Here is a 23,965-nt window from a genome sequence, read left to right as displayed (position 1 = left end):
GGGGGCCCGCGAAGCCTTGACAGCCCCCGGCACCGCGTCAAATCTGAACCGCGGGGCCGGCCGCTCACCCCGAGGAGGCGAAGATGCCCGCAGCTCGGGAGTCCCTGCTGGACGCCGCCCGCACGGCGCTCGCGCGCCGCCCCTGGCCGGCGGTGCGGATGGTGGACGTCGCCGCCTCGGCCGGCGTCTCCCGGCAGACCCTCTACAACGAGTTCGGCAGCAAGGACGGTCTCGCCCGGGCCCTGGTCCGCCGCGAGGCCGACGGCTACCTCGCCGGGGTCGACCGCGCGCTCACCGGCCCCACCGACCCGCGCGACCGGCTGACCGCGACCGCCGAGTGGACCGCCGCCAGCGCCCGCGACAACGCCCTGGTCCGCGCCCTGCTCACCGGCTGCTGGAGCGAGCGCCTGCCCTCCCCGGCCCTGACGGCGGTGCCGTCCGCCTCCGCCGTGCCCGCGCAGCGCCGCGCCGACGGCCCGCTGCCCTCACCGGCCGACCTCGTCGCCCTCGTCCGCGACCGTGCCGTCGCCGTCCTGGCCGGTCCCGGCGTCCCCCGCGCCGACACCGCCGAACTGGCCCGGTCCTGTGAACTGGTGGTCCGCCTCGCCCTGTCCTGCGTCACCGCGCCGCCGCCCGGCGACGGCGTCGCCGACCTGGTGCGCGGCGCCCTGCTCCGGCAGCCGGCGCCGTAGGGATCAGTGCGCGGACCCCGACAGTTGCAGGCCGATCACCCCGACGATCACCAGGGTGATCGAGACGATCTTCAGCGTCGAGACCAGGTCCCCGAGGAACACCATCCCGTAGATGGCCGTCCCCGCCGCACCGATGCCCGTCCACACCGCGTACGCGGGTCCCACGTCCAGCTTCTTCAGCGACAGGGTCAGCAGTCCGAAGCTGCCCAGCGCGAACACGCAGAACGCCACGGTCGGCCACAGGCGTGTGAAGCCGTGCGACAGCTTCAGACACACGGCGAACCCGGTCTCGAGCAACCCGGCCACTACGACCAGCAGCCACGCCATGTGTCGTCCTCCCGCTCGTCCCCACGTACAGTGACCGCTTCGCCGGGTTCGGCAGGTTCGGGTCCGGCTCGGTGCGATTATGCACTTACCGCCCGGACGCCACGACAAACACCGCGAAGGTCAGTCGCCCTCCGTGCGCTCCCGCGTCGACAGCAGCCGTCGCAGCGAGTACAGGCGCGCCCCGTCCGCGTGGCCCTCGGCCACCCAGGCGTCCAGCGCGCAGTCCTGCTCGTCGTGACTGCACGCGCGCGGACAGCCCTCGGTGCCCGGCTCCAGATCGGGGAAGGCGTGGATGACCCGGGACGGGTCGACGTGGGCGAGACCGAACGACCGCACGCCCGGTGTGTCGATCACCCAGCCCTCCGCGCCCGCCAGCGGCAGCGCCAGCGCGGAGGTCGTCGTGTGCCGCCCCCGCCCCGTCACCGCGTTGACGTGCCCGGTCGTACGCCGCCGCTCCTCCGGCACCAGCGCGTTCACCAGCGTCGTCTTGCCGACCCCGGAGTGGCCCACGAAGGCCGTGATCCGCCCGTCCAGCTGCTCCCGCACCCGGTCCGCCGCCGCACCGCTCTCCAGCTCCGCGCGGCTGGTGACCACGTAGGGGATGTCGAGGTCGCCGTAGAGCTCCAGCAGCTTGTCCGGCGGCGCGAGGTCCGACTTGGTCAGCACCAGCAGCGGGGTCAGGCCCCCGTCGTACGCGGCGACCAGGCAGCGGTCGATCAGGCGGGGGCGGGGCTCGGGATCGGCGAGGGCGGTGACGACGGCGAGCTGGTCGGCGTTGGCGACGACGACCCGCTCGTAGGGGTCGTCGTCGTCCGCGGTACGGCGCAGCACCGACGCGCGCTCCTCGATCCGCACGATCCGCGCGAGCGTGTCCTTGTCGCCGGTCAGGTCGCCGACGATGGCCACCCGGTCACCGACCACCGCCGCCTTGCGGCCCAGCTCGCGGGCCTTCATCGCCATCACGATCCGGTCGTCGACCAGGCAGGTCAGCCGGCCCCGGTCGACGGTGAGGACCAGGCCCTCGGCGGCGTCCTCGTGCTTGGGCCGGATGTGGGTGCGCGGGCGGTTGCCCTTGCGGTTGGGGCGCGAGCGGATGTCGTCCTCGTCGGTGTGCTTGCCGTAGCGGCGCATGGTGACCCCTACGCCCCGAGCATCCCGGTCCACAGGTCGGGGAAGTCCGGCAGGGTCTTCGCCGTCGTCGCCACGTTCTCGATCTGCACCCCTTCGACCGCGAGTCCGATGATCGCGCCCGCGGTGGCCATGCGGTGGTCCTCGTAGGTGTGGAAGATCCCGCCGTGCAGCCGGCGCGGACGGATGTGCAGGCCGTCGGCGGTCTCGGTGACGTCACCGCCCAGTTCGTTGATCTCCTTGGTGAGCGCGGCCAGCCGGTCCGTCTCGTGCAGCCGCAGGTGGGCCACGCCGCGCAGCGTTGACGGGGAGTCCGCGAGCGCCGCGACGGCGGCGATGCCCGGCGTCAGCTCGCCGACCTCGCCGAGGTCCACGTCGATGCCGTGGACCGAGCCGGAGCCGGTGAACACCAGCCCGTACTCGGTCAGCTCGCAGGAGCCGCCCATCTCGGTGAAGATCTCCCGCAGCCGGTCACCGGGCTGGGTGGTGCGCGCCGGCCAGTCCGGGACGACGACCCGGCCGCCCGTCACCAGCGCCGCCGCCAGGAACGGCTGGGCGTTGGACAGGTCCGGCTCGATGGTCAGGTCCCGGCCGAGCAGGGCACCCGGCGTGACCCGCCAGACGTCGGGCTCGCCGCCCGACTCGGGGGTGTCCACCTGGGCGCCCACCGCGCGGAGCATGTCGACCGTCATGCGGATGTGCGGCACGGAGGGCAGCGTCGCCCCGGTGTGCCGGACCTCCACGCCCTGGTTGAAGCGCGGCGCGGACAGCAACAGGGCGCTGACGAACTGGGAGGACGAGGAGGCGTCGACCTCCACCGTGCCGCCGTCCAGGGCGCCGCCGCCGTGCACCGTCATCGGCAGCGCGCCGCGGTCCTCGTCGTCGATCCGGGCACCGAGGCGGCGCAGCGCGTCGATGACGCCGTTCAGGGGACGCTCGTAGGAACGCGGGTCGCCGTCGAAGCGGACGGGGCCGTCGGCCAGCGTGGCGACCGGGGGCAGGAACCGCATCACCGTGCCGGCGTTGCCGACGTCGACCGTGGCCGGGCCGTGCAGGCCCGTGGGGAGCACCCGCCAGGCCTCGCCGGTGCCGTCGGGGCCCACGCCCTCCTCGATCTCGACGCCCATCGCGCGCAGCGCGCCCGCCATCAGCAGGGTGTCGCGGGAGCGCAGCGGGCGGCGCAGCCAGCCCGGCTCGGAGGCGAGGGCGGCGAGCACGAGGGCACGGTTGGTGACCGACTTGGACCCGGGCACGTGGACCGTCGCGTCGACGGCTCCGCTCGCGTGCGGGGCGGGCCAGAGGGCGGTGTGCGTGGGGTTCGGGGCCATGGGCCCACTTTATAAGGAGGCGGGCGGGCAGGCCGTGCTTCGGGTGCGGCGCCGCTGCCGCGGGGCCTGTCCGGTGCGTCGAGCCGCCGGGAACCTACGGCGCCCCGGCCGCCGAGGGGTGTGCTCGGAGGTGGGTCACAGCCCGAGCAGCCATCGCCCGCCGCCCAGCACCGCGCACAGCGACACCGCGTGGAACAGGAACAGCCACAGCCCCGCGGGGACGTGCGTCAGGCGGGACAACTGGTCCGCGTCGGAGTCGCCCGCGCCCCCGCGCGACCGCTTGGCCTGGAGCTCGAAGGCCGGGCGCACCCCGCCGAGCAGCAGGAACCACACCACGGCGTAGGCGAACGCCGCCTGCACCTGGGGACCCGCCAGCCAGGACACGAGCACGAACGTGCCCCCGGTGACCAGCACCGACACCGCTCCATAGGCGTTGCGGATCATCACCAGCATCGCCACCAGCAGCACCGTGGCCAGCCACAGCAGCAGCGTGATGCGCCCGGTGCCGAGCAGCGCGGCACCGCCCAGACCCAGCAGCGGGGGAGCGGTGTAGCCGGCGGCGGCCGTCAGGATCATGCCGATGCCGTGCGGCTTGCCGCGGCTGACGGTCAGACCGCTGGTGTCGGAGTGCAGCCGTATCCCGGTCAGCGTGCGGCCGGTGAGCAGCGCCACCAGGCCGTGGCCGCCCTCGTGGGCGATGGTGATGGCGTTGCGGGACAGCCGCCACAGTCCCCGCGGTACGACGACGGCGGCCGCGGCGGCCAGGGTGGCGACGACCACCCACACGTCCGGGTCGGGCTGGGTTCCGGAGACCTCGTCCCAGAGGGAGGCGAGCGAGGCGGACGCGGTGCTGACCATGACTTCCATGTGTTTCGGATCGCTCCCTCTGGGCGTGCGGAGTCTGGCAGTGTTGCACGTATGTGCGGACGGTATGCATCGAGTCGCAGGCCCGAGGATCTCGCAGGAGTCTTCGAGGTCGAGAAGTGGGAGCCGGAGGAGACCCTGGAGCCCGACTACAACGTGGCGCCGACCAAGGAGGTCTACGCCGTCCTCGACCGTGCCCTGAAGGACGCGGCGGACCCGCGCCCGGTCCGGCAGCTGCGCCGGCTGAAGTGGGGCCTGGTGCCCTCCTGGTCCAAGACGCCCGAGGGCGGCGCCCGGATGATCAACGCCCGCGCGGAGACCGTCCACGAGAAGCCGTCGTACCGCCGCGCCTTCTCCTCCCGGCGCTGCATCCTGCCGGCCGACGGCTACTACGAGTGGGTCACCGGCAAGGAGGAGCGCGAGCTGGAGGTCGAGGGGAGGAAGAAGCGGCCCCGCAAGCAGCCGTACTTCGTGACCCCGGCCGACGGCTCGGTGTTCGCCATGGCGGGACTGTACGAGTTCTGGCGGGACCGGACCCTGCCGGACGACCACCCCCGGGCCTGGTGGGTGACCTGCTCCGTCATCACCACCGAGGCGGAGACCGACCCGCTCGCCGTGGCCCCGGCGGACGGCCCGCACGCCCTCGCCGAGATCCACCCGCGGATGCCGCTGATGCTCACCCCGGACCGCTGGGACGCCTGGCTGGATCCCGCCCGCACCGACGTCGACGACCTGCGCGCGCTGCTCGCCCCGCCGCCCCCCGGCCTGATGCGCGCCTACCCGGTGAGCACGGCGGTCAGCAACGTCCGCAACAACGGACCGGAGCTGCTGAAGGAGCTGGCCGGACCCGAAGAGGGCACACTCTTCTGACGTGACCTCCGACACGACAGACAGCACCGAGACCGTCGAGACGGACGCGGGCACCGCCCGCATCACCTGGCACCGCGCCCGGCGCCCCCGCCTCGTCCTCGCGGCGGGCCACGGCGCCGGCGGCGGCATCGAGGCCCGGGACCTGAGGGCGCTGGCCGCCGCGCTGCCCGCGCACGGTGTGACCGTCGCCCTCGTCGAACAGCCCTGGCGGGTGGCCGGCAGGAAGGTGGCCCCCGCACCGAAGACGCTGGACGCGGGCTGGCGCGGCGTCTGGCCCGCGCTGGCCGCGCCGGGCCTGCCGGTGGTCTCCGGCGGACGCAGCGCCGGCGCCCGCGTCGCCTGCCGTACGGCCACGGAACTGGGCGCCCGCGCGGTCCTCGCCCTGAGCTTCCCCCTGCACCCGCCGGGCAGGCCCGAGAAGTCCCGCGCCGAGGAGCTGCTCGGCGCCGGGGTGCCCACCCTCGTGGTCCAGGGCGGCAACGACCCGTTCGGCAGGCCCGCCGAGTTCCCCGGGTACGGCGGGGGCCGTGACCGTGCCGGTGCCAGGACGGTGGTGGGGGACGGGTGGGCGTACGACCTGGTCGAGGTGGCGCACGGCGACCACGGCCTCGCCGTGCCCAAGCGGGCGGGGATCACGCAGGAGGAGGCCGTGGCGGTCGTCACGGACGCGGTCGTGCGGTGGGCCGCCTCACTCGCGTGAGGCGCCGGGAATGCCCGGGTGGCTCCTGCTGTTGAGGCGGACGTATGTGCCGGTCAACGGCACCGCCGTCGTAGGAGAGGAAGTCCGCCGCATGGGTTCGACCTTCTGCCCGAGTCGCAGTGCCCGCGCCGACCTGGACTGGACGGTGCTGCACGCGGCCAAGACCGCCCCCATTCGGGCGGCGGGCGGACCGGATCGTCGTCTATCCTCCGATTCGGGTGAGACCGGTTTCGGCCTCACGACATCACTGGAGGAGGTGGGTCCGGTTCCCGGTACCGACGCAGGGACCGAACACGGCCAGGCGGAGCAGCCCGAGGGCCGGGGCGGCACGGGCGCGGAGTCGACCGAGGAGCGCAGCGCGCGCTTCGAGCGCGACGCGCTGGAGTTCCTCGACCAGATGTACTCCGCCGCGCTGCGCATGACGCGCAACCCGGCCGACGCCGAGGACCTGGTGCAGGAGACGTACGCCAAGGCGTACGCGTCCTTCCACCAGTTCCGCGAAGGCACCAACCTCAAGGCGTGGCTGTACCGGATCCTCACCAACACCTTCATCAACTCGTACCGCAAGAAGCAGCGCGAACCCCAGCGCAGTGCGGCCGAGGAGATCGAGGACTGGCAGCTCGCGCGCGCCGAGTCGCACATGTCCACGGGTCTGCGCTCCGCCGAGTCGCAGGCGCTGGACCACCTGCCCGACTCGGACGTGAAGGAAGCACTCCAGGCGATCCCCGAGGAGTTCCGCATCGCGGTGTACCTCGCCGATGTCGAGGGCTTTGCCTACAAGGAGATCGCGGACATCATGGGGACACCCATCGGTACGGTCATGTCCCGGCTGCACCGGGGTCGTCGTCAGTTGCGCGGCATGCTCGAGGACTACGCGCGTGAGCGCGGACTGGTCCCGGCCGGCGCCGGAGAGTCGAACGAAGCGAAAGGCTCGGGGTCATGAGCTGCGGAGAGCCGCACGAGACGGATTGCAGCGAAATCCTCGATCATCTCTACGAGTTCCTCGACCGTGAGATGCCGGATTCCGACTGCGTGAAGTTCGAGCACCACTTCGAGGAATGCTCGCCCTGTCTGGAGAAGTACGGGCTGGAGCAGGCCGTGAAGAAGCTGGTCAAGCGCTGCTGCGGGCATGACGACGTGCCGGGTGACCTGCGCTCCAAGGTGATGGGCCGGATCGACCTGATCCGCTCCGGCGAGGCCGTGCCCGACCAGGACGTCACGGCCTCGCCGGCCGCTCCCCAGGAGTCCTGACACCCCACCGGTCCCCGGCCCCCCCCGTCACTCGTACGTGCTAATCCGCGGGTTATCGGCCCGTGGAGGCACCCCCCGTCGTCCTAGGCTCCGGAGCCTGGCAGGCGGCAGGCCGCGTGCGGCGGGCACAGTCGGGGAGGGGTTCATGGAGGCGTTACCGGCACGGGCCCGCGCGTACGTCGTCTGTGTCGCGCTGGCGGCCCTGGTCTGTCTGCCGCCGCCGCCCGGCGCCCCGACCCCGTGGCGGGCGGTGGCCCTGCTCGCCGCGCTGTACGCCGGCTGTGAGCGCCTCGCCCGGTCCCGTCTCGTCGCCGCCCCGCACCCGGGCGGAACCTTCCACCCCGTCCTGCTCGCCGGGGCCTTCCTGCTGCCGCCGCACGCCGCGGCGCTGGTCGCGCTGCCCGGGGCGTTGCTGCTGCCCGTGGAGCGACGGCCGTACCTGGCGCGCCGGCTCTGGCGGGCCGGCCAGCTGGTGCTCGCTGTGTGGGCCGCGGGCCGCGTCCACCTGGCGACCGGGGGCCGGGACGCGGTGGCCGACTGCGACGTCCCCGGCGCGCTCGCGACGGCCGGGGCCGCGGTCGTGGTGTTCTGCCTGGTCCTCACCCTGCTGGACGGCGGCATCGTGGCGCTGACGGCCGGCGTGCCCCCGCGCGGGGGCCGGACGGCGGCACCGGACGCCTGGTGGCGGCTCTTCCTCCGGTCGCTGGTGCCGCTCACCGTGCACGGCCTCGCCGGACTCATGATGGCGCTGCTGTGGCGCAGCCCCTACGGGCCCGTGGCCGCGTTGTTCGTACTGCTGCCGATGGGCGTCTCGTGGTGGGCCTTCGCCCAGTACCACCGGGAGCGCGCCGCCCACCAGGCGACGATCCGCGCGCTCGTCCAGGCCGTGGACATCAAGGACGGATACACGCGCGGGCACAGCGAACGCGTCGGACGGGCGTCCATGATGATCGCGCGGGAGCTCGGCATGGACGACGAACGGGTCGAGGTACTGCGGTTCGCCGGCATCCTGCACGACGTCGGCAAACTCGGGGTTCCCACCCGGCTGCTCACCAAGAACGGCCCGCTGACCCCCGAGGAGCGCCGGGTGATCGAACTGCACCCCGAGTACGGCCACGAGATGGTGCGGGGCATCTCCTTCCTCGGCGAGGCCCGCGCGGCGGTGCTGCACCACCACGAGCGGCTCGACGGCAGCGGATACCCCTACGGGCTGGCGGGCGGTCAGATCCCCGAGTCCGCGCGGGTGGTCGCGGTCGCCGACGCCTTCGACGCGATGACCTCCACCCGCTCCTACAGCAGGGCGCGGCCCGTGCCCGTGGCACTGGAGGAACTGCGCAGGTGCGCGGGCACCCACTTCGACCCCCGGATGGTGGGCGCGCTGGTCCGCGCGATCGGCCGGACCGGCTGGCATCCGGCGGTGACCGCCGACGACGCCCGCGCCGCCGACGTGCCCGAGCCCGCCGCACCCGTCACCGGCCGGCCCGGGGCGCGCCGATGAGGCCCCGGCTGCACACCGTCGTGCACCTGTGCGCCGCCGTCCTCGCCGCCGGATCCCTGGGCACCACCCTCTACCACGGGGTGGAGGAACGGGGTGCCGCCCTGGCCTTCGGGGTGCTCATCACCGTCGGCGAGCTCACCCGGCGCAACGGGACACGGATCCGGGAGGCCGCGCCGCTCGCCGCCGCGGGCGCGCTGTCGTACGCGCTGCTCGGCGAGACCGCGGGGGAGCCCACCCGCCACGGCGCCGCCCAGGTCGTCACCGTCGTGCTCGCCGCGTCCCTGCTCGGCAGCGTGCCGCACGTCGGGCGCGGCGACGGCCCCACCCTCGACGCACCGGCCCGCCGGGTGCTGACCGTCGGCTTCGTCGCCGTGTGCTTCCAGCCCCTCTACAACCAGGGCGCCTTCGACGGCTGGGGCGGCCCCGCCCACGCGCTGCTGCTGCTCGCCCTGCTGTCCCTCACCGCGCTGTGCGACGCCGTGCTCGCCGCCGCGCTGGCCCACTCCCGCACCGGGTGGCCGTTCCCGCCCGTGCTGCGCGACGAACTGCGGGCGGTGCCCGGCATCGGGGCCGCCGTCGTCGCCACGGGCGCGGTGATGGCGCTCGGGGTCGCGGTCGTGGGGCTGTGGGCGCTGCCCGTCTTCTCCGTGCCCCTGCTGCTGGCACAGCTGTCCTACCGGCGCTACGCGGCGGTGCGCGCCACCTACCGGCAGACCATCGCCTCCCTCGCGCGGGCCACCGAGATCGCCGGCTGCACCCCGGCCGGGCACGCCCGGCGGGTCGCCGCGCTCAGCCAGGCGGTGGGCCGGGACCTCGGGCTGACCGAGCCCGAGCTGACCGTGCTGGAGTACGCCGCCCTGATGCACGACATCGGCCAGCTCAGCCTCGTCGACCCGGTCCCGGCCGGCGCCACCGCCGCCCTGCCCGTCCCCGAACAGCGCCGGATCGCGCTGCTCGGCGGTGCCGTGGTGCGCCAGACCGGGGTGGACCCCCGGGTGGCCGGGATCGTCGAGCAGCAGGCCGACCCGCACCGGGAACAGCCGCTCGCCGCGCGCATTGTCCGGGTGGTGAACGCGTACGAGGAGAAGTCCCGGGAAGGAGGGCCGGGCGGGCAGCTGACGGCGCTCGAGGAACTGCGGCTCGGCACCGCGGGGGAGTACGCGCCCGAGGTCGTCGAGGCGCTGGCCCGGGTACTGGCACGGAACACGGGGGGCACGTGAACACGGACACCGCACGGGGCGGGAGCGGCGAACGGGACTGTCTGACCCCGCCCGAGGCTGGGTAACCCATGGGTAATGAGCGCCTCTCCGGCCGTACGTGGTTGGATGCGAAGGAGAGGGTGTCCGGGGGCGCGGACAGGTACAGCCGGCCCAGCGACGGAACTGGCAGGCGGGAATCGTGAGGATCTTCGGCAAGGGACGGCACCGGCCCTCCGCCTCCTGGCGGCAGGCCACGGACCGTGCGTTCACGCTCATCGGCGACGGCCGGTACGAGGACGCGGGCGCGCTGCTGACACGTGCCGCCGATCTGGAGCCCTGGCTGTCGGAGTCCTGGTTCAACCTCGCGCTGCTGCACAAGTTCCGGCACGACTGGGAGCAGGCGCGCGCGGCAGGTCTGCGGGCCGTGGCACTGCTCGACCGCGACACCGGCGCTCCCGACTGGTGGAACGTGGGGATCGCCGCCACCGCCCTCCAGGACTGGCCGTTGGCCCGGAGGGCCTGGCAGGCCTACGGCCTGAAGGTGCCCGGCCCGGCCACCGACTCCGGTGAACCCCTCGGCATGGACCTGGGCAGCGCCGCCGTACGGCTGTCCCCCGAGGGGGAGGCCGAGGTGGTGTGGGGGCGGCGCCTCGACCCCGCCCGGATCGAGGTGCTGTCCATCCCGCTGCCGTCCTCCGGGCGCCGCTGGGGCGAGGTCGTGCTGCACGACGGCGTGCCGCACGGCGAGCGGAGCACCGCCGCCGGGCACACCTACCCGGTGTTCGACGAGATCGAGTTGTGGGCGCCGTCGCCGGTGCCGACCTGGGTGGTGCTGCTGGAGGCCGCGTCCGAGACGGACCGGGACGCGCTGGAGCAGCTGGCCTCCGACGCCGGTTTCGCCGCCGAGGACTGGTCGTCCTCCGTGCGGCTGCTCTGCCGGATGTGCTCGGAGTCACGCATGCCGTCCGACGAGGGCGAGGGCGAGCACCTGGACCCGCACGACCACAGTGAGCCAGGGCACCCCGGCCCGCTGGGCCACCGCACCGACGGGCAGTTGTGGGTGCCGGAGCGCGAGTGCGGGATCGCCGCGCCGGCGTCGCTGGTCCGGGGGCTGCTGGACGGGTGGGTCGCGGACAGCCCGGACTCCCGGGACTGGCGGGACCTCGAAGAGGTCTGTTAGGGGCGGGCGGGCGGACCGTTCGCCGTACCCTGTATCAGCATCACAGCCCGGTTTTTTCCAGGAAGGCACACGTCGGTCATGGCTCAGCAGGACACCGATCAGCAGCACGCGGGCGTGCTCCCCGTCGACGACGAGGGGTACGTCATCGACACGGAGGACTGCGAGGAGCGCGAGGCGTCCTGGCGTGAGCGCGGCACCTCGCGCCCGATCACCGTGGTCGGCAACCCGGTGCTGCACAAGGAGTGCAAGGACGTCACGGACTTCGGCGACGATTTGCAGCAGCTGGTCGCCGACATGTTCGCCAGCCAGCGCACCGCCGAGGGCGTGGGCCTGGCCGCCAACCAGATCGGCGTCGACCTGAAGGTCTTCGTGTACGACTGCCCGGACGACGAGGGCGTGCGGCACGTCGGTGCCATCTGCAACCCCCGGCTGGTCGAACTGCCCGCCGACCGGCGCCGGCTGGACGACAGCAACGAGGGCTGTCTGTCGGTGCCCACGGCCTACGCGCCGCTGGCCCGCCCCGACTACGCCGAGGTGACCGGGCAGGACGAGAAGGGCAACCCGGTCCGGGTGCGCGGCACCGGCTACTTCGCACGGTGTTTGCAGCACGAGACCGATCACCTCTACGGCTACCTCTACATCGACCGGCTGTCGAAGCGCGAACGCAAGGACGCGCTGCGCCAGATGGCCGAGAACGAGCCGCGTTACCCCGTGGTGGCCAACGACTGACCGGCCGCGGCCGGTCCCTCCGCTTCCCCGCGTACGGCGTCCCTTCGGGTCCACCCCGATCGGACGCCGTTCGTCTGTGCGCCGCGTGACGTACCGAAATAAGCAAATCCGTTCCCAGAGCGGTCAGTTGTGGTGCTGAATGGAGGGGTGGGGATACGCACGGCACGTGGTCGGCTCGGGGGCCGGCCACGCGGCAACCGGCGGCTGAGAGGGGATTGTTCGTGCATGCTTTGTCACACGGCACCACATCGACACCGACCACCATCGCAGTTCCACCGGCGCTGTCTCTTCCGGTGATCGAGGCGGCGTTTCCCCGGCAACTCCATCCATATTGGCCAAGGCTTCAGGAGGCCACCCGGGCATGGCTGCTCGAAAAGCGGCTCATGCCGGCGGACAAGGTGGAGGAATATGCCGATGGCCTGTGCTACACCGATCTTATGGCGGGCTACTACATAGGCGCCCCCGACGAGGTCCTACAGGCGATAGCGGACTACAGCGCGTGGTTCTTCGTCTGGGACGACCGGCACGACCGCGACATCGTGCACGGCCGCGCCGCCGCCTGGCGGCGGCTGAAGGACGGGCTGCACACGGCCCTCGACCGCCCCGCCGACCACCTGGACCACGCGGATCCGGTGGTGGCGGGGCTCGCGGACAGCGTGCGGCGGCTGTACGCGTTCCTCCCGGACAGTTGGAACGCCCGGTTCGCCCGCCATTTCCACGCCGTGATCGAGGCGTACGACCGGGAGTTCCACAACCGTACGGAGGGCATTGTCCCCACCGTCGAGGAATATTTGGAACTGCGCCGGCTCACCTTCGCGCACCGGATATGGACGGATCTCCTGGAACCGAGTGCGGGAAGTGAACTCCCGGACGCGGTACGGAAACACCCGGCGTACCGGAGAGCGGCGCTGCTCAGTCAGGAATTCGCCGCCTGGTACAACGACCTGTGCTCACTTCCGAAGGAAATAGCGGGCAGTGAGGTGCACAATCTCGGCATCAGTCTCATCACCCACGAGGGGCTGACGCTCGAAGAGGCCATCGCCGATGTCAGGCGCCGCGTCGAGCAATGCGTCAGCGAATTCCTGGACGCCGAACAGGACGCATTACGGTTCGCCGACGGCCTCGACGACGGCACCGTGGGCGGAAAGGAGACGAGCGCCGCCGTGCGCGCTTGCGTCGGCAACATGCGGAACTGGTTCAGTTCCGTCTACTGGTTCCACCACGAGTCCGGCCGGTACCGGGTCGACAACTGGGACGACCGGTCCACGCCCCCGTACGTCAACAACGAAGCGGCAGGTGAGAAATGACCGTCGAGTCGGTGAAACCCGGAGCGTCCGGGGCGACCGCCCTGCGCGAGCCGCCCCTGGCCGGCGGGGGCGTCCCCGTCCTCGGCCACGGCTGGAGGCTGGTGCGCGATCCGCTGGCCTTCATGTGCCGACTGCGCGACCACGGCGACGTCGTACGCCTGAAACTCGGACCGAAGACGGTGTACGCCGTCACCACCCCCGAACTCACCGGGGCGCTGGCGCTGAACCCCGACTACATCATCTCCGGGCCCCTGTGGGAGTCCCTGGAGGGCCTGCTCGGCAAGGAGGGCGTGGCCACGGCGAACGGCCCGCTGCACCGGCGCCAGCGCCGGACCATCCAGCCCGCCTTCCGGCTCGACGCGCTGCCCGGCTACGGCCCGGTCATGGAGGAGGAGGTGCACGCCCTGACCGAGCGGTGGGCCTCCGGGCGGATCATCGACTGCACCGCCGAGTCCTACCGGGTCGCCGTGCGCGTCGCCGCCCGCTGCCTGCTCCGCAGCAGGTTCATGGACGAGCGGGCGGAGCGCCTGTGCGCCGCGCTCGCCACCGTCTTCCGCGGGATGTACCAGCGCATGGTGGTGCCCCTCGGACCGCTCTACAAACTGCCGCTCCCGGCCAACCGCGAATTCAACCGGGCGCTGGCCGATCTGCACCTCCTCGTCGACGAGATCGTGGCCGAGCGCCGGGCATCCGGTCAAAAGCCGAACGATTTGCTGACGACTTTGCTGGAGGCGAAGGACGACAATGGCGACCCCATCGGGGAACAGGAGATCCACGACCAGGTGGTCGCGATACTCACCCCCGGGGGCGAGACCGTCTCGGCCACGATCATGTCACTGCTCTACATGCTCGCCGAGCACCCGGAACACGGGGACAAGGTGCGCGAGGAAGTAGAAGCGGTGACAGGTGGGCGCCCCGTGGCATTACGGGACGTCCACCGGCTCTCGCACACCAACAATGTCGTCGTCGAGGCAATGCGTTTGCGTCCCGCCGTCTGGATTCTGACCCGCAGGGCGGTGACCGAGACGGAACTCGGCGGCTATCGCATTCCGGCCGGGGCGGACATCATCTACAGCCCGTACGCGATCCAGCGCGACCCGAAGTCGTACGAGCGGCACCTGGAGTTCGACCCGGACCGATGGCGTCCGGAACGCTCGGTGGACATCCCGAAATATGCCATGCGCCCCTTCGGAGTGGGTAATCGCAAGTGCCCGGGCGACCACTTCTCGATGGCCCTGTTGACGCTGACCACGGCGGCCCTGGCCGGCCGCTACCGCTTCGAGCGGGTGGCCGAGTCCGACGACGATCTGCGCATCGGCGTCACACTGCACCCCAACCGGCTGCTGCTGAGGCCGGTCGCGCGGTGAGACCCCGCCCGCCGGCGGGCGTTCAGGCGGCCTCCGGGCCGCGGAACGTCCGCCGGTAGGCGTGCGGGGTGGTCCCCACGGCGCGGACGAAGTGGTGGCGCAGCGCCGCCGCGTTGCCGAAGCCGGTGCGGCCCGCGATCGCGTCCACCGTCTCGTCCGTCGCCTCCAGCAGCTGCTGCGCGAGCAGCACCCGCTGGCGCAGGATCCAGCGGTAGGGCGTGGTGCCGGTCTCCTGCTGGAAGCGGCGGGCGAAGGTGCGCGGGGCCATGTGGGCGCGGGCGGCGAGCTGCTCGACGGTGACCTCCTCGTCGAGGTGCCGCTCCATCCACACCAGCACCTCGGAGACGGTGTCGCCCCCGGACCGCGGCAGCGGACGCTCGATGTACTGGGCCTGCCCGCCGTCCCGGTGCGGGGGGACGACCATGCGCCGGGCGATTCTGTTGGCCACCTCCGGGCCCTGCTCCTTGCGCACCAGGTGCAGACAGGCGTCGATGCCGGCCGCGGTGCCCGCGGAGGTGATCACCGGGTCCTCGTCGACGTAGAGGACGTCCGGTTCGACCGTCAGATGGGGGTACTGCCGGGTCAGCGCGTCCGCGTGCTTCCAGTGCGCGGTGACCCGCCGGCCGTCGAGGAGTCCCGCCGCGGCGAGCACGAACACCCCGGAGCAGACGCTGAGCACCCGGGCGCCCCGGTCCACGGCCCGGCGCAGGGAGTCCAGCAGCTCGGGCGGGAACTCCCGCGAGACGTAGGAGGAACCGGCGGGCACGGCGATGAGGTCGGCCGTCTCCAGCCGCTCCAGGCCGTGCTCGACCTGGAGCGTGAAGCCGGTGTTGCTGCGCACGGCGGGGCCGTCGGCCGAGGCGACTGCGAAGTCGTAGACCGGCAGCCCGTCGTCGCTGCGGTCGACGCCGAAGACCTCGCACACGACGCCGAGTTCGAAGGGGTTCACGCCGTCGAGCAGGACGGCGGCCACGTTGCGGAGCATGGCTCCAGTGTGCCCCGCCGTTGGCAGTAAATCGAGGGTCCACGGCAGTCCTGCCACTGCCGGTAAGGAGTGTTCGGCGTGACAGTGGTGTCCATGGAAACAACACGCATGGAAGCACTGACCGCGATGCTGGGCGTTCTCGGCCTCTTCGTCTTCATGGTCCTGCCCGCCGTGATCGGCCTCGTGCGCGAGCGGCGGATCGACCGGCAGATCCGGCGGGCCGAGGCCGCCCGCGCCGCCGCCGAGCACCACGGCCGCCCGGCCGCCACCGCCGGACGGTCCCGCCCCGCGCAGGGCGCCGCCCCCCACCGCACCGCACGGGCGGCGTGAGGCGGCGCCGGGGCGCGCGCCCGGCTAGAAGTCCTCGTCCAGGTCGACCGTGCCCTCCACGGCGACCTGGTACGCGGACGGGCGCCGCTCGAAGAAGTTCGTCAGCTCCTGCACGCCCTGCAGCTCCATGAAGGAGAACGGGTTCTCCGAGCCGTACACCGGCGCGAAGCCCAGCCGCTGGAGCCGCTGGTCCGCGACGCACTCCAGGTACTGCCGCATCGACTCGGTGTTCATGCCCGGCAGCCCGTCCCCGCACAGGTCGCGCGCGAACTGCAGCTCCGCCTCGACCGCCTCGCGCAGCATGTCGGTGACCTGCTGCCCGAGTTCCTCGTCGAACAGCTCCGGCTCCTCCTTGCGCACGGTGTCGACCACGTCGAAGGCGAAGGACATGTGCATCGTCTCGTCGCGGAACACCCAGTTGGTGCCGGTCGCCAGACCGTGCAGCAGGCCCCGGCCGCGGAACCAGTAGACGTAGGCGAAGGCGCCGTAGAAGAACAGGCCCTCGATGCACGCCGCGAAGCAGATCAGGTTCAGCAGGAAGCGCCGGCGGTCGGCCCGCGACTCCAGCCGGTCGAGCTTGTCCACCGAGTCCATCCACGTGAAGCAGAACTCGGCCTTCTCCCGGATGGACGGGATGTTCTCCACGGCCGCGAAGGCCGCCGCCCGGTCGTCCGGATCGGGCAGGTAGGTGTCCAGCAGGGTCAGGTAGAACTGGACGTGCACCGCCTCCTCGAAGAGCTGCCGCGACAGGTACAGCCGCGCCTCGGGGGAGTTGATGTGCTTGTAGAGGGTCAGCACCAGGTTGTTCGCCACGATCGAGTCACCGGTGGCGAAGAAGGCCACCAGCCGCCCGATGAGGTGCTGCTCCGCGGGGGTCAGCTTCGCGAGGTCCGCCACGTCGGAGTGGAGGTCGACCTCCTCCACGGTCCAGGTGTTCTTGATGGCGTCCCGGTAGCGCTCGTAGAAGTCGGGGTAGCGCATGGGGCGCAGGGTCAGTTCGAAGCCCGGGTCGAGCAGGTTCTTCGGTTCGCTGGTCATCACTGGCAGGCCTCGCAGGACTCGGGGTTCTCAAGGGAGCAGGCGACGGCCTCGGGATCGGCCGGCTGCTGGACGGGCACGGTGGTGGCGCGCGCCGCGCGGGCGATCCGGGTCGCCGGGCGGGAGCGCAGGTAGTACGTGGTCTTCAGGCCCTGCTTCCAGGCGTAGGCGTACATCGAGGAGAGCTTGCCGATGGTCGGCGTCTCCAGGAACAGGTTCAGCGACTGCGCCTGGTCGAGGAACGGGGTGCGGGCGGCGGCCATGTCGATCAGACCGCGCTGCGGGATCTCCCACGCCGTGCGGTACAGCCCGCGCACCTCCTCGGGGATCCACGCGAAGTCCTGCACCGAGCCGCCCGCTTCGCGCAGCGCCTCACGGGTGCGCGCGTCCCACACGCCGAGCCGCTTCAGGTCGTTCACCAGGTACGAGTTGACCTGGAGGAACTCACCCGACAGCGTCTCGCGCTTGAACAGGTTGGACACCTGCGGCTCGATGCACTCGTACACGCCCGCGATCGACGCGATCGTGGCGGTGGGCGCGATCGCCAGGAGCAGCGCGTTGCGCATCCCGACGGCGGCGATCCGGGTCCGCAGCGCCGCCCAGCGCTCCGGCCAGGCCAGGTCCGTGTCGTAGTGGTCGGGGTGCAGCACGCCCCGGGCGGTGCGGGTCCTCTCCCAGGCGGGCAGCGGGCCGTCCCGCTCGGCGAGGTCGGCGGAGGCCTCGTAGGCGGCGAGCATGATCCGCTCGGCGATCCTGGTGGACAGGGCCTTCGCCGCGGGCGAGTCGAAGGGCAGGCGCAGCTGGAAGAAGACGTCCTGCAGCCCCATCGCGCCCAGGCCGACCGGACGCCAGCGGGCGTTGGAGCGGCCCGCCTGCTCGGTCGGGTAGAAGTTGATGTCCACGACCCGGTCGAGGAAGGTGACGGCCGTGCGGACGGTCGCGTCCAGCCGCTCCCAGTCGATGTCACCGGCCGCCGGGTCGACGAACGCGCCGAGGTTGACCGAGCCCAGGTTGCAGACCGCCGTCTCCCCGTCGTCGGTGACCTCCAGGATCTCCGTGCACAGGTTGGACGAGTGGATCACGTGACCCGGCTCGGCCGTCTGGTTGGCGGTGCGGTTGGCGGTGTCCTTGAAGGTCATCCAGCCGTTGCCGGTCTGCGCGAGGGTGCGCATCATGCGGCCGTACAGCTCGCGGGCCGGGAGGGTCTTCCGCGCCAGGCCCTTCGCCTCGGCCGCCCGGTACGCCGCCTCGAACTCCTCGCCCCACAGGTCGACCAGCTCGGGCACGTCCGCCGGGGAGAACAGCGACCAGGGCGCGTCGGCGTTCACCCGGCGCATGAACTCGTCCGGCACCCAGTGCGCGAGGTTCAGGTTGTGCGTGCGGCGGGCGTCCTCACCGGTGTTGTCGCGCAGCTCCAGGAACTCCTCGATGTCGGAGTGCCAGGTCTCCAGGTAGACCGCCGCCGCGCCCTTGCGCCGCCCGCCCTGGTTCACGGCGGCGACCGAGGCGTCCAGCGTCTTCAGGAACGGGACGATGCCGTTGGAGTGCCCGTTGGTGCCGCGGATCAGCGAACCCCGGGAGCGGACGCGGGAGTAGGCGATGCCGATGCCGCCGGCGTGCTTGGAGAGACGGGCGACCTGGTGGTAGCGGTCGTAGATCGAGTCCAGCTCGTCCCTGGGGGAGTCCAGGAGGTAGCAGGACGACATCTGCGGGTGCCGGGTGCCGGAGTTGAACAGCGTGGGGGAGGAGGGCAGGTAGTCCAGGCGGCTCATCAGGCCGTAGAGCCCGGCGACCTCGTCCGCCGCGCGCGCGGTGTCGTCCTCGGCGAGACCGGCGGCGACGCGCAGCAGGAAGTGCTGGGGCGTCTCGACGACCTTGCGGGTGACCGGGTGGCGCAGCAGGTAGCGGCTGTAGAGGGTGCGCAGGCCGAAGTAGCCGAAGCGGTCGTCGGCCGACTCGTCGACGAGCGCGTCGAGTCGGTCCGCGTGCAGCCGGACGAACGCGGCGGTCCGGTCGGCGATCAGACCCTCGCGGTGCCCGGTCGCGACGGACCCGGTGAACGACGTGACGCCCTGCGAGGCGGCCTCGGCGCGGATGCCGATGGTCAGGAGGCGGGCGGCGAGCCGGGAGTAGGCCGGGTCCTCGGAGATCAGCCCGGCCGCGGCCTCGGTGGCCAGCTCCCGCAGCTCCGCCTCGTCGGCTCCGGCGGACCGGCCGCGCAGCGCGGCGGCGGCGACCCGTCCGGGGTCGGCGTCGGGCAGGTCGGCGGTCAGCTCGGTCAGGGTGCGCAGCAGCGCGGCACCGGGGCCGCCGCCCTCCTCGGTCACGTCGGTCGCTGAAGCCGGATCGGCTGGCGCGATGGTCACGTGGGGCTCTCCCTCGCTCGGCAGGGGGCCTCACGAGGGCAGGGGGCAGCACACGAGCGCACGGGGCGTCGCGTCCACCGGCCCATCCCACGAGGCCCGGACGTCAGGCACCCGGACCGGACGGCCGGGCGCACTGTCGGCAGGTCCTCGGACTGACGCCCATGCGCTCCGGCAGGCGGGCGGGCATGGGTACACCGTTGCGGGACAGTTCCGGATTCGCACCGGATTCCCCTGCGGCGACAGCGAGCATGAGCATACATCTTGTGCCGGGTGTCGCCGACAACCCCATATGTTGTGTCGCGCTGCTTTCAGAGCGTCAACTCATAGGTGAGGAGAGTGATGTCGTCCAGCTCCGGCAGGGGGTTCCAGTCGCGCGCGGGGGTGCGGGTGAAACCCAGCCGTTCGTAGATGCGGTGGGCGGAGCGCATGGTGCGCTGGGTCGACAGCACCACCCGTACGCAGCCCTCGGTGGCCCGCGCCCGGTCGACGCAGGCGCGCACCAGGGCCTCCCCGGCGCCCCGCCCCCGGCCCGCGCGGGCGACCGCGAGCATCCGGATCTCCGCCTCGCCGGGCCGGGCTATGTCGGCCATCGGCCCGCCGTCCGGCACGAAGGTCACCCCGCCCAGCAGCGCCCCGCCCTCCACGGCGACCAGCACCTCGGCGGCGGCCGCCCGCCCCGCCACGTCCCTGAGCACGTCCAGGTACGCGTCGCTCTCCCCGAAGTCCAGCAGCCCGTCCAGCAGATAGGCCCGCGCGGTGATCTCGCCCAGTTCCCCGTACTCGCCGGCCACCACCGGCCGGATGACGATGTCCATGAGGGGAGTGTGCCGGACGGGTACGACGACGGGCCGCCGGATTTCTCCGACGGCCCGTCGCCCGGTGCCCGCGAGGGGTCAGTGCGTGCTGCCCGCCGTGGCCGGCGGGAGCTCCACCTCGACGCCGGGGTCGCCCGCGTCCGCCGTGTAGTCCTGCGGCTTGGTCTCGTCGACGCCCTCGGGCGCCTTGACGGCCCGCATGACGAAGGTGAGGACCACCGTCACCAGGACGTTGATGACGAAGGCGGTGAGACCGATGTAGCCGATCTCGCCGATGCCCGGGATCTCCTTGGCCGAACCGCCGAAGTGCTTCTGCGTGGGCGAGGCCACCCCGTAGGCGGCGACCGTGCCGTAGATCATGCCGACCGCCCAGCCGCCGATCAGCGCCCAGCGGTGGAACCAGCGGGTGAACAGGCCGCCCACCAGCGCCGGGAAGGTCTGCAGGATCCAGATGCCGCCGAGCAGCTGGAAGTTGATCGCGACCGTCTTGTCCATGGTCAGGACGAAGACCAGCGCGCCCACCTTCACCAGCAGCGAGACGATCTTGGAGACCTTGGTCTCCTGCGCCGGGGTCGCGTCCGGCTTGATGAAGTCCTTGTAGATGTTGCGGGTGAACAGGTTCGCCGCCGCGATCGACATGATCGCCGCCGGCACCAGCGCGCCGATGCCGATCGCCGCGAAGGCCACGCCCGCGAACCAGTCCGGGAACATGTTCTCGAACAGCTGCGGGATCGCCAGCTGGCCGTTGCTGACCTTCACGCCGGCCGCGATCGCCATGAAGCCGAGCAGCGCCAGCAGACCCAGCATCAGGGAGTACAGCGGCAGGATCGTGGTGTTGCGGCGGATCACCTCACGGCTGCGCGAGGACAGCGTCGCGGTGATCGAGTGCGGGTACATGAACAGCGCGAGCGCCGAGCCCAGCGCCAGCGTGGCGTACGTCCACTGGCCCGCCTCGCCCGGCACCAGCGCACCGCGCGGCGCGCCCGTGGCCGGGTTGGTCTCGCTGTACGCCTCCCGCGCGGAGGCGAAGATCTCGTCGAAGCCGCCCAGCTTGATCGGGATGTAGATGATCGCCACCGCGATGACGAGGTAGATCAGCGTGTCCTTGACGAACGCGATCAGCGCGGGGGCCCGCAGCCCCGACGAGTACGTGTACGCCGCCAGCACACCGAACGCGATCAGCAGCGGCAGGTCCTTGATGAACCAGTTGGTGTCCTCGCCGCCGCCGACGCCCATCACGTCCAGCACGGCCTGGATGCCGACCAGCTGGAGCGCGATGTACGGCATCGTCGCCAGGATGCCGGTGAGCGCGACCGCCAGCGACAGCCCCTTGGAGCCGAACCGGCCGCGCACGAAGTCGGACGTCGTCACATAGCCGTGCTTGTGCGACACCGACCACAGCCGCGGCAGGAAGGTGAAGATCAGCGGGTACACCAGGATCGTGTACGGCACCGCGAAGAAGCCGGCCGCGCCCGCCGCGTAGATCGCCGCCGGGACGGCCACGAAGGTGTACGCGGTGTACAGGTCGCCGCCGAGCAGGAACCAGGTGACCCAGGTGCCGAAGGAGCGCCCGCCCAGGCCCCACTCGTCGAGGCTGTTCTCGTTCTCGGCCTTGCGCCACCGCGCGGCCAGGAAGCCCATCGCGGTGACCAGCAGGAAGAAGAAGATGAAGACGGCGAGTGCCACGCCGTTGACGCCCTCGTTCACTGGGCCGCACCGCCCTTCGAAGCGGCACGGCCGCGCTGGTCACGCTGCCAGAGCTTGTACGCGACCATCGTCAGCAGGGTGGAGATCAGCACCCACAGCATCTGGTACCAGTAGAAGAACGGGATGCCGATGAACTGGGGGTCGGTCTTCGCGTAGGACCCGACCCACAGCATGGCCACGAACGGTGCGACGAGACAGAGGGCGATGACGACGCGCACGGGCGTCACCACCGGCCCTCCTCTGGTTTCTGGGGCTTGTGACATCTGACGGCTCCGTCCCCTCACTGATCACCGGCGGTAATGCGCAGGAAATCTAGGTCAGGGGGCGGCTTGGTCGTAACCCCTCGTCCGCATAGCGGTACCCAGGCGCCGCTCAACCGAGAGGCAACAGCAACGAAATCCTTGTCAACCACCCGCTTCGCCGGGTTTGCGGAGTGGGTCCGCGGTGGGCGCGGACCCGGCCCGGTACCGGCCGGGGGCTCAGTCCCGCGGGCTCAGTCCTGGGGGCTCAGTCCTGGGGGCGCTTCAGGCGGGCGACGAACTTGTACCGGTCACCCCGGTACACCGAGCGCACCCACTCCACCGGCTGTCCGTCCCGGTCCAGGGAGTGCCGGGACAGCATCAGCATCGGCAGGCCGACGTCGGTGCCGAGCAGACCGGCCTCGCGCGGGGTGGCCAGGGACGTCTCGATGGTCTCCTCCGCCTCCGCGAGGTGGACGTCGTACACCTCGGCGAGGGCGGTGTAGAGGGAGGTGTACTTCGCCAGGCTGCGGCGCAGCGCCGGGAAGCGCTTGGCGCTCAGATGGGTCGTCTCGATGGCCATCGGCTCACCGTTGGCCATGCGCAGCCGCTCGATGCGCAGCACCCGCCCGCCGGGCGTGATGTCGAGCAGCCCGGCGAGCCGATCGTCGGCGGTGATGTACCCGAGGTCCAGCAGCTGGGAGGTGGGCTCCAGCCCCTGGGCGCGCATGTCCTCGGTGTACGAGGTGAGCTGCAACGCCTGCGACACCTTGGGCTTGGCGACGAAGGTGCCCTTGCCCTGGATGCGCTCCAGGCGCCCCTCGACCACGAGTTCCTGCAGCGCCTGGCGCACGGTGGTGCGCGAGGTGTCGAACTCCGCCGCCAGGGTGCGCTCGGGCGGGACCGGCGTACCGGGCGACGCCGTCTCGGTCATGTCGAGCAGGTGCTTCTTCAGCCGGTAGTACTTGGGCACGCGCGCCGTACGGACCGCAGTCCCACCCTCGTTCTCCGCACTGCTGACGTCGGTGCTCATGCTCTGCCTTCCCGGCTCCGGGTGCCGAAACGACCGACATCCCCATCGGCCACGGCTGACATCGTGGCACGGCTCGGGGCGGGGCTGTGCCCCGCACGCTCCGTGATCCCCTCTGTATACTCCTGCGACCACGGCTGGTCTAGTCCACGGTCGGTGGTCAGATGCCCTGCCACTCGGGCTTGTTCGCGTAGGTGTGCCGGAAGTAGTCGGCGAGCTTCAGCTTGGACGCGGCGGCCTCGTCGACGACCACCGTGGCGTGCGGGTGCAGCTGGAGCGCGGACGCCGGGCACACCGCCGCCACCGGTCCTTCGACGGTCGCGGCGACCGCGTCGGCCTTGCCCTCGCCCGTGGCCAGCAGCACCAGGTGACGGGCCTCCAGGATGGTGCCGATGCCCTGGGTGATGACGTGGTGGGGGACCTGGTCGATGTCGCCGTCGAAGAAGCGGGCGTTGTCCACCCGGGTCTGCTGGGTGAGCGTCTTGATCCGGGTGCGCGAGGCGAGCGAGGAACACGGCTCGTTGAAGCCGATGTGCCCGTCCGTGCCGATCCCGAGCAGTTGGAGGTCCACGCCGCCGGCCTCCGCCAGCCGCCTGTCGTACGCCTCGCACGCGCCCTGGACGTCCTCGGCGGTGCCGTCGGGGCCCATGAAGGCGTCCATCCCGATGCCGAGCGGTTCCAGCACCTCGCGCCGGAGCACCGAGCGGTAGGACTCGGGGTGGTCGGCGGGCAGCCCCACGTACTCGTCGAGCTGGGCGATCCGCGCCCGCGAGGCGTCGGTGTCGCCGGAGCGGACCCTGGCGGCCAGGGCCTGGTAGACGGGCAGCGGCGTGGAGCCGGTGGCCACGCCCAGCAGGGCGTCGGGCTTGCGCCGCAGCAACTGCGCCAAGGCCCCGGCGATGAGCTCGCCGCCCGCCTGGGCGTCCGCAACGATGACAACTTCCACGGTGGGGCCTGCCGATCTTCAGGAGGACTCGACTCAGGTGGTTTAGACCAATCCCAATCTAACAGAGCG

At 71.9% G+C, this 23,965-nt stretch carries 24 protein-coding genes and 1 riboswitch; of the genes, 12 read left to right on the top strand and 12 right to left on the bottom strand.

Annotated features, from left to right (window positions below; translation table 11 throughout):
• The first annotated feature begins 83 nt into the window (after positions 1-83).
• Positions 84-692: a TetR/AcrR family transcriptional regulator gene (locus FHX78_RS11435; protein WP_145867334.1), complete on the top strand. Its 609-nt coding sequence runs from the start codon at positions 84-86 to the stop codon at positions 690-692.
• Positions 693-695: 3 nt separating this feature from the next.
• Here the strand turns inward: FHX78_RS11435 and FHX78_RS11430 are convergent, their stop codons facing one another.
• The 4 genes from FHX78_RS11430 to FHX78_RS11415 all read right to left on the bottom strand — a co-directional run bounded on the left by FHX78_RS11430 (position 696) and on the right by FHX78_RS11415 (position 4,333).
• Positions 696-1,019 carry a DMT family transporter gene (locus FHX78_RS11430; protein ID WP_145867333.1) on the bottom strand — a complete coding sequence of 108 codons (324 nt, stop codon included), beginning with the start codon at positions 1,017-1,019 and terminating at the stop codon, positions 696-698.
• A 120-nt stretch (positions 1,020-1,139) separates the two neighbouring features.
• A complete protein-coding gene (gene rsgA / locus FHX78_RS11425; RefSeq protein WP_145867332.1) occupies positions 1,140-2,150 on the bottom strand; it encodes a ribosome small subunit-dependent GTPase A in 1,011 nt (336 codons plus the stop codon).
• Positions 2,151-2,158: 8 nt separating this feature from the next.
• Positions 2,159-3,475, bottom strand: a complete 1,317-nt coding sequence (aroA, locus tag FHX78_RS11420; protein ID WP_145867331.1) for a 3-phosphoshikimate 1-carboxyvinyltransferase — start codon at positions 3,473-3,475, stop codon at positions 2,159-2,161.
• 135 nt (positions 3,476-3,610) lie between these two features.
• Positions 3,611-4,333: a M50 family metallopeptidase gene (locus tag FHX78_RS11415; RefSeq protein WP_145867330.1), complete on the bottom strand. Its 723-nt coding sequence runs from the start codon at positions 4,331-4,333 to the stop codon at positions 3,611-3,613.
• A gap of 60 nt (positions 4,334-4,393) precedes the next feature.
• On the opposite strand from FHX78_RS11415, the gene FHX78_RS11410 reads away from it, so the two are divergent.
• The 10 genes from FHX78_RS11410 to FHX78_RS11365 all read left to right on the top strand — a co-directional run bounded on the left by FHX78_RS11410 (position 4,394) and on the right by FHX78_RS11365 (position 14,440).
• Positions 4,394-5,209: an SOS response-associated peptidase gene (locus FHX78_RS11410; RefSeq protein ID WP_145867329.1), complete on the top strand. Its 816-nt coding sequence runs from the start codon at positions 4,394-4,396 to the stop codon at positions 5,207-5,209.
• Position 5,210: 1 nt separating this feature from the next.
• A complete protein-coding gene (locus tag FHX78_RS11405; protein ID WP_145867328.1) occupies positions 5,211-5,909 on the top strand; it encodes an alpha/beta hydrolase family protein in 699 nt (232 codons plus the stop codon).
• A 256-nt stretch (positions 5,910-6,165) separates the two neighbouring features.
• Positions 6,166-6,852, top strand: a complete 687-nt coding sequence (gene sigR / locus FHX78_RS11400; protein WP_189908538.1) for an RNA polymerase sigma factor SigR — start codon at positions 6,166-6,168, stop codon at positions 6,850-6,852.
• Positions 6,849-7,160: a mycothiol system anti-sigma-R factor gene (rsrA, locus tag FHX78_RS11395; RefSeq protein ID WP_145867326.1), complete on the top strand. Its 312-nt coding sequence runs from the start codon at positions 6,849-6,851 to the stop codon at positions 7,158-7,160. The genes sigR and rsrA overlap by 4 nt, the downstream gene beginning before the upstream one ends.
• 145 nt (positions 7,161-7,305) lie before the next feature.
• Complete coding sequence (locus FHX78_RS11390) at positions 7,306-8,658, top strand: HD-GYP domain-containing protein (protein WP_145867325.1); 1,353 nt, start codon at positions 7,306-7,308, stop codon at positions 8,656-8,658.
• Complete coding sequence (locus FHX78_RS11385; protein WP_189908525.1) at positions 8,655-9,878, top strand: HD-GYP domain-containing protein; 1,224 nt, start codon at positions 8,655-8,657, stop codon at positions 9,876-9,878. The genes FHX78_RS11390 and FHX78_RS11385 overlap by 4 nt, the downstream gene beginning before the upstream one ends.
• Before the next feature lie 178 nt (positions 9,879-10,056).
• Positions 10,057-11,037, top strand: coding sequence for a tetratricopeptide repeat protein (locus tag FHX78_RS11380; protein ID WP_145867324.1), 981 nt, complete (start codon positions 10,057-10,059; stop codon positions 11,035-11,037).
• A 78-nt stretch (positions 11,038-11,115) separates the two neighbouring features.
• Positions 11,116-11,766, top strand: a complete 651-nt coding sequence (gene def, locus FHX78_RS11375) for a peptide deformylase (RefSeq protein ID WP_145867323.1) — start codon at positions 11,116-11,118, stop codon at positions 11,764-11,766.
• A 221-nt stretch (positions 11,767-11,987) separates the two neighbouring features.
• A complete protein-coding gene (gene cyc1 / locus FHX78_RS11370; RefSeq protein ID WP_145871865.1) occupies positions 11,988-13,073 on the top strand; it encodes an epi-isozizaene synthase in 1,086 nt (361 codons plus the stop codon).
• Positions 13,070-14,440: a bifunctional albaflavenone monooxygenase/terpene synthase gene (locus FHX78_RS11365; protein ID WP_145867322.1), complete on the top strand. Its 1,371-nt coding sequence runs from the start codon at positions 13,070-13,072 to the stop codon at positions 14,438-14,440. Before cyc1 ends, FHX78_RS11365 begins: the two co-directional genes overlap by 4 nt.
• Before the next feature lie 22 nt (positions 14,441-14,462).
• Here the strand turns inward: FHX78_RS11365 and FHX78_RS11360 are convergent, their stop codons facing one another.
• Positions 14,463-15,425 carry a helix-turn-helix domain-containing protein gene (locus FHX78_RS11360; RefSeq protein WP_145867321.1) on the bottom strand — a complete coding sequence of 321 codons (963 nt, stop codon included), beginning with the start codon at positions 15,423-15,425 and terminating at the stop codon, positions 14,463-14,465.
• A 108-nt stretch (positions 15,426-15,533) separates the two neighbouring features.
• Between FHX78_RS11360 and FHX78_RS11355 the strand changes: the two genes are divergently transcribed.
• On the top strand, positions 15,534-15,755 hold the full coding sequence (locus FHX78_RS11355; RefSeq protein ID WP_244403705.1) for a hypothetical protein: 222 nt from the start codon (positions 15,534-15,536) through the stop codon (positions 15,753-15,755).
• A gap of 24 nt (positions 15,756-15,779) precedes the next feature.
• On the opposite strand, the gene FHX78_RS11350 is transcribed toward FHX78_RS11355, so the two are convergent.
• The 7 genes from FHX78_RS11350 to nagB form a co-directional block, all read right to left on the bottom strand.
• A complete protein-coding gene (locus FHX78_RS11350; RefSeq protein ID WP_145867319.1) occupies positions 15,780-16,793 on the bottom strand; it encodes a ribonucleotide-diphosphate reductase subunit beta in 1,014 nt (337 codons plus the stop codon).
• Complete coding sequence (locus FHX78_RS11345) at positions 16,793-19,159, bottom strand: ribonucleoside-diphosphate reductase subunit alpha (protein ID WP_145867318.1); 2,367 nt, start codon at positions 19,157-19,159, stop codon at positions 16,793-16,795. Before FHX78_RS11345 ends, FHX78_RS11350 begins: the two co-directional genes overlap by 1 nt.
• A gap of 121 nt (positions 19,160-19,280) precedes the next feature.
• A riboswitch (cobalamin riboswitch) is annotated at positions 19,281-19,455 on the bottom strand.
• Positions 19,456-19,467: 12 nt separating this feature from the next.
• Entirely contained in the window at positions 19,468-19,974 is a 507-nt protein-coding gene (locus tag FHX78_RS11340; RefSeq protein ID WP_145867317.1) for a GNAT family N-acetyltransferase, read from the bottom strand.
• A gap of 78 nt (positions 19,975-20,052) precedes the next feature.
• A complete protein-coding gene (mctP, locus tag FHX78_RS11335) occupies positions 20,053-21,681 on the bottom strand; it encodes a monocarboxylate uptake permease MctP (RefSeq protein WP_145867316.1) in 1,629 nt (542 codons plus the stop codon).
• Positions 21,678-21,944 carry a DUF3311 domain-containing protein gene (locus FHX78_RS11330; protein ID WP_145867315.1) on the bottom strand — a complete coding sequence of 89 codons (267 nt, stop codon included), beginning with the start codon at positions 21,942-21,944 and terminating at the stop codon, positions 21,678-21,680. The genes mctP and FHX78_RS11330 overlap by 4 nt, the downstream gene beginning before the upstream one ends.
• Before the next feature lie 244 nt (positions 21,945-22,188).
• Positions 22,189-22,953, bottom strand: a complete 765-nt coding sequence (locus FHX78_RS11325; protein WP_145867314.1) for a GntR family transcriptional regulator — start codon at positions 22,951-22,953, stop codon at positions 22,189-22,191.
• Positions 22,954-23,110: 157 nt separating this feature from the next.
• On the bottom strand, positions 23,111-23,896 hold the full coding sequence (gene nagB / locus FHX78_RS11320) for a glucosamine-6-phosphate deaminase (RefSeq protein WP_145867313.1): 786 nt from the start codon (positions 23,894-23,896) through the stop codon (positions 23,111-23,113).
• Between the last annotated feature and the right edge of the window lie 69 nt (positions 23,897-23,965).

Source organism: Streptomyces capillispiralis (genome assembly GCF_007829875.1).
GTDB lineage: Bacteria > Actinomycetota > Actinomycetes > Streptomycetales > Streptomycetaceae > Streptomyces > Streptomyces capillispiralis.
The sequence above is the reverse complement of the archived record's forward strand: the minus strand, read 5'-3'. Positions and strand labels throughout refer to the sequence as shown.

Bases quoted from the DNA above. Each gene is read 5' to 3' on its own strand.
- FHX78_RS11435 (WP_145867334.1), top strand. From the start codon at position 84: ATGCCCGCAGCTCGGGAGTCCCTGCTGGACGCCGCCCGCACGGCGCTC.
- def (WP_145867323.1), top strand. From the start codon at position 11,116: ATGGCTCAGCAGGACACCGATCAGCAGCACGCGGGCGTGCTCCCCGTC.
- FHX78_RS11385 (WP_189908525.1), top strand. From the start codon at position 8,655: ATGAGGCCCCGGCTGCACACCGTCGTGCACCTGTGCGCCGCCGTCCTC.
- rsgA (WP_145867332.1), bottom strand. From the start codon at position 2,150: ATGCGCCGCTACGGCAAGCACACCGACGAGGACGACATCCGCTCGCGC.
- aroA (WP_145867331.1), bottom strand. From the start codon at position 3,475: ATGGCCCCGAACCCCACGCACACCGCCCTCTGGCCCGCCCCGCACGCG.
- FHX78_RS11355 (WP_244403705.1), top strand. From the start codon at position 15,534: ATGGAAGCACTGACCGCGATGCTGGGCGTTCTCGGCCTCTTCGTCTTC.
- FHX78_RS11365 (WP_145867322.1), top strand. From the start codon at position 13,070: ATGACCGTCGAGTCGGTGAAACCCGGAGCGTCCGGGGCGACCGCCCTG.
- FHX78_RS11340 (WP_145867317.1), bottom strand. From the start codon at position 19,974: ATGGACATCGTCATCCGGCCGGTGGTGGCCGGCGAGTACGGGGAACTG.
- FHX78_RS11415 (WP_145867330.1), bottom strand. From the start codon at position 4,333: ATGGTCAGCACCGCGTCCGCCTCGCTCGCCTCCCTCTGGGACGAGGTC.
- rsrA (WP_145867326.1), top strand. From the start codon at position 6,849: ATGAGCTGCGGAGAGCCGCACGAGACGGATTGCAGCGAAATCCTCGAT.
- FHX78_RS11390 (WP_145867325.1), top strand. From the start codon at position 7,306: ATGGAGGCGTTACCGGCACGGGCCCGCGCGTACGTCGTCTGTGTCGCG.
- FHX78_RS11360 (WP_145867321.1), bottom strand. From the start codon at position 15,425: ATGCTCCGCAACGTGGCCGCCGTCCTGCTCGACGGCGTGAACCCCTTC.
- FHX78_RS11325 (WP_145867314.1), bottom strand. From the start codon at position 22,953: ATGAGCACCGACGTCAGCAGTGCGGAGAACGAGGGTGGGACTGCGGTC.
- FHX78_RS11430 (WP_145867333.1), bottom strand. From the start codon at position 1,019: ATGGCGTGGCTGCTGGTCGTAGTGGCCGGGTTGCTCGAGACCGGGTTC.
- FHX78_RS11330 (WP_145867315.1), bottom strand. From the start codon at position 21,944: ATGTCACAAGCCCCAGAAACCAGAGGAGGGCCGGTGGTGACGCCCGTG.
- FHX78_RS11410 (WP_145867329.1), top strand. From the start codon at position 4,394: ATGTGCGGACGGTATGCATCGAGTCGCAGGCCCGAGGATCTCGCAGGA.
- FHX78_RS11350 (WP_145867319.1), bottom strand. From the start codon at position 16,793: ATGACCAGCGAACCGAAGAACCTGCTCGACCCGGGCTTCGAACTGACC.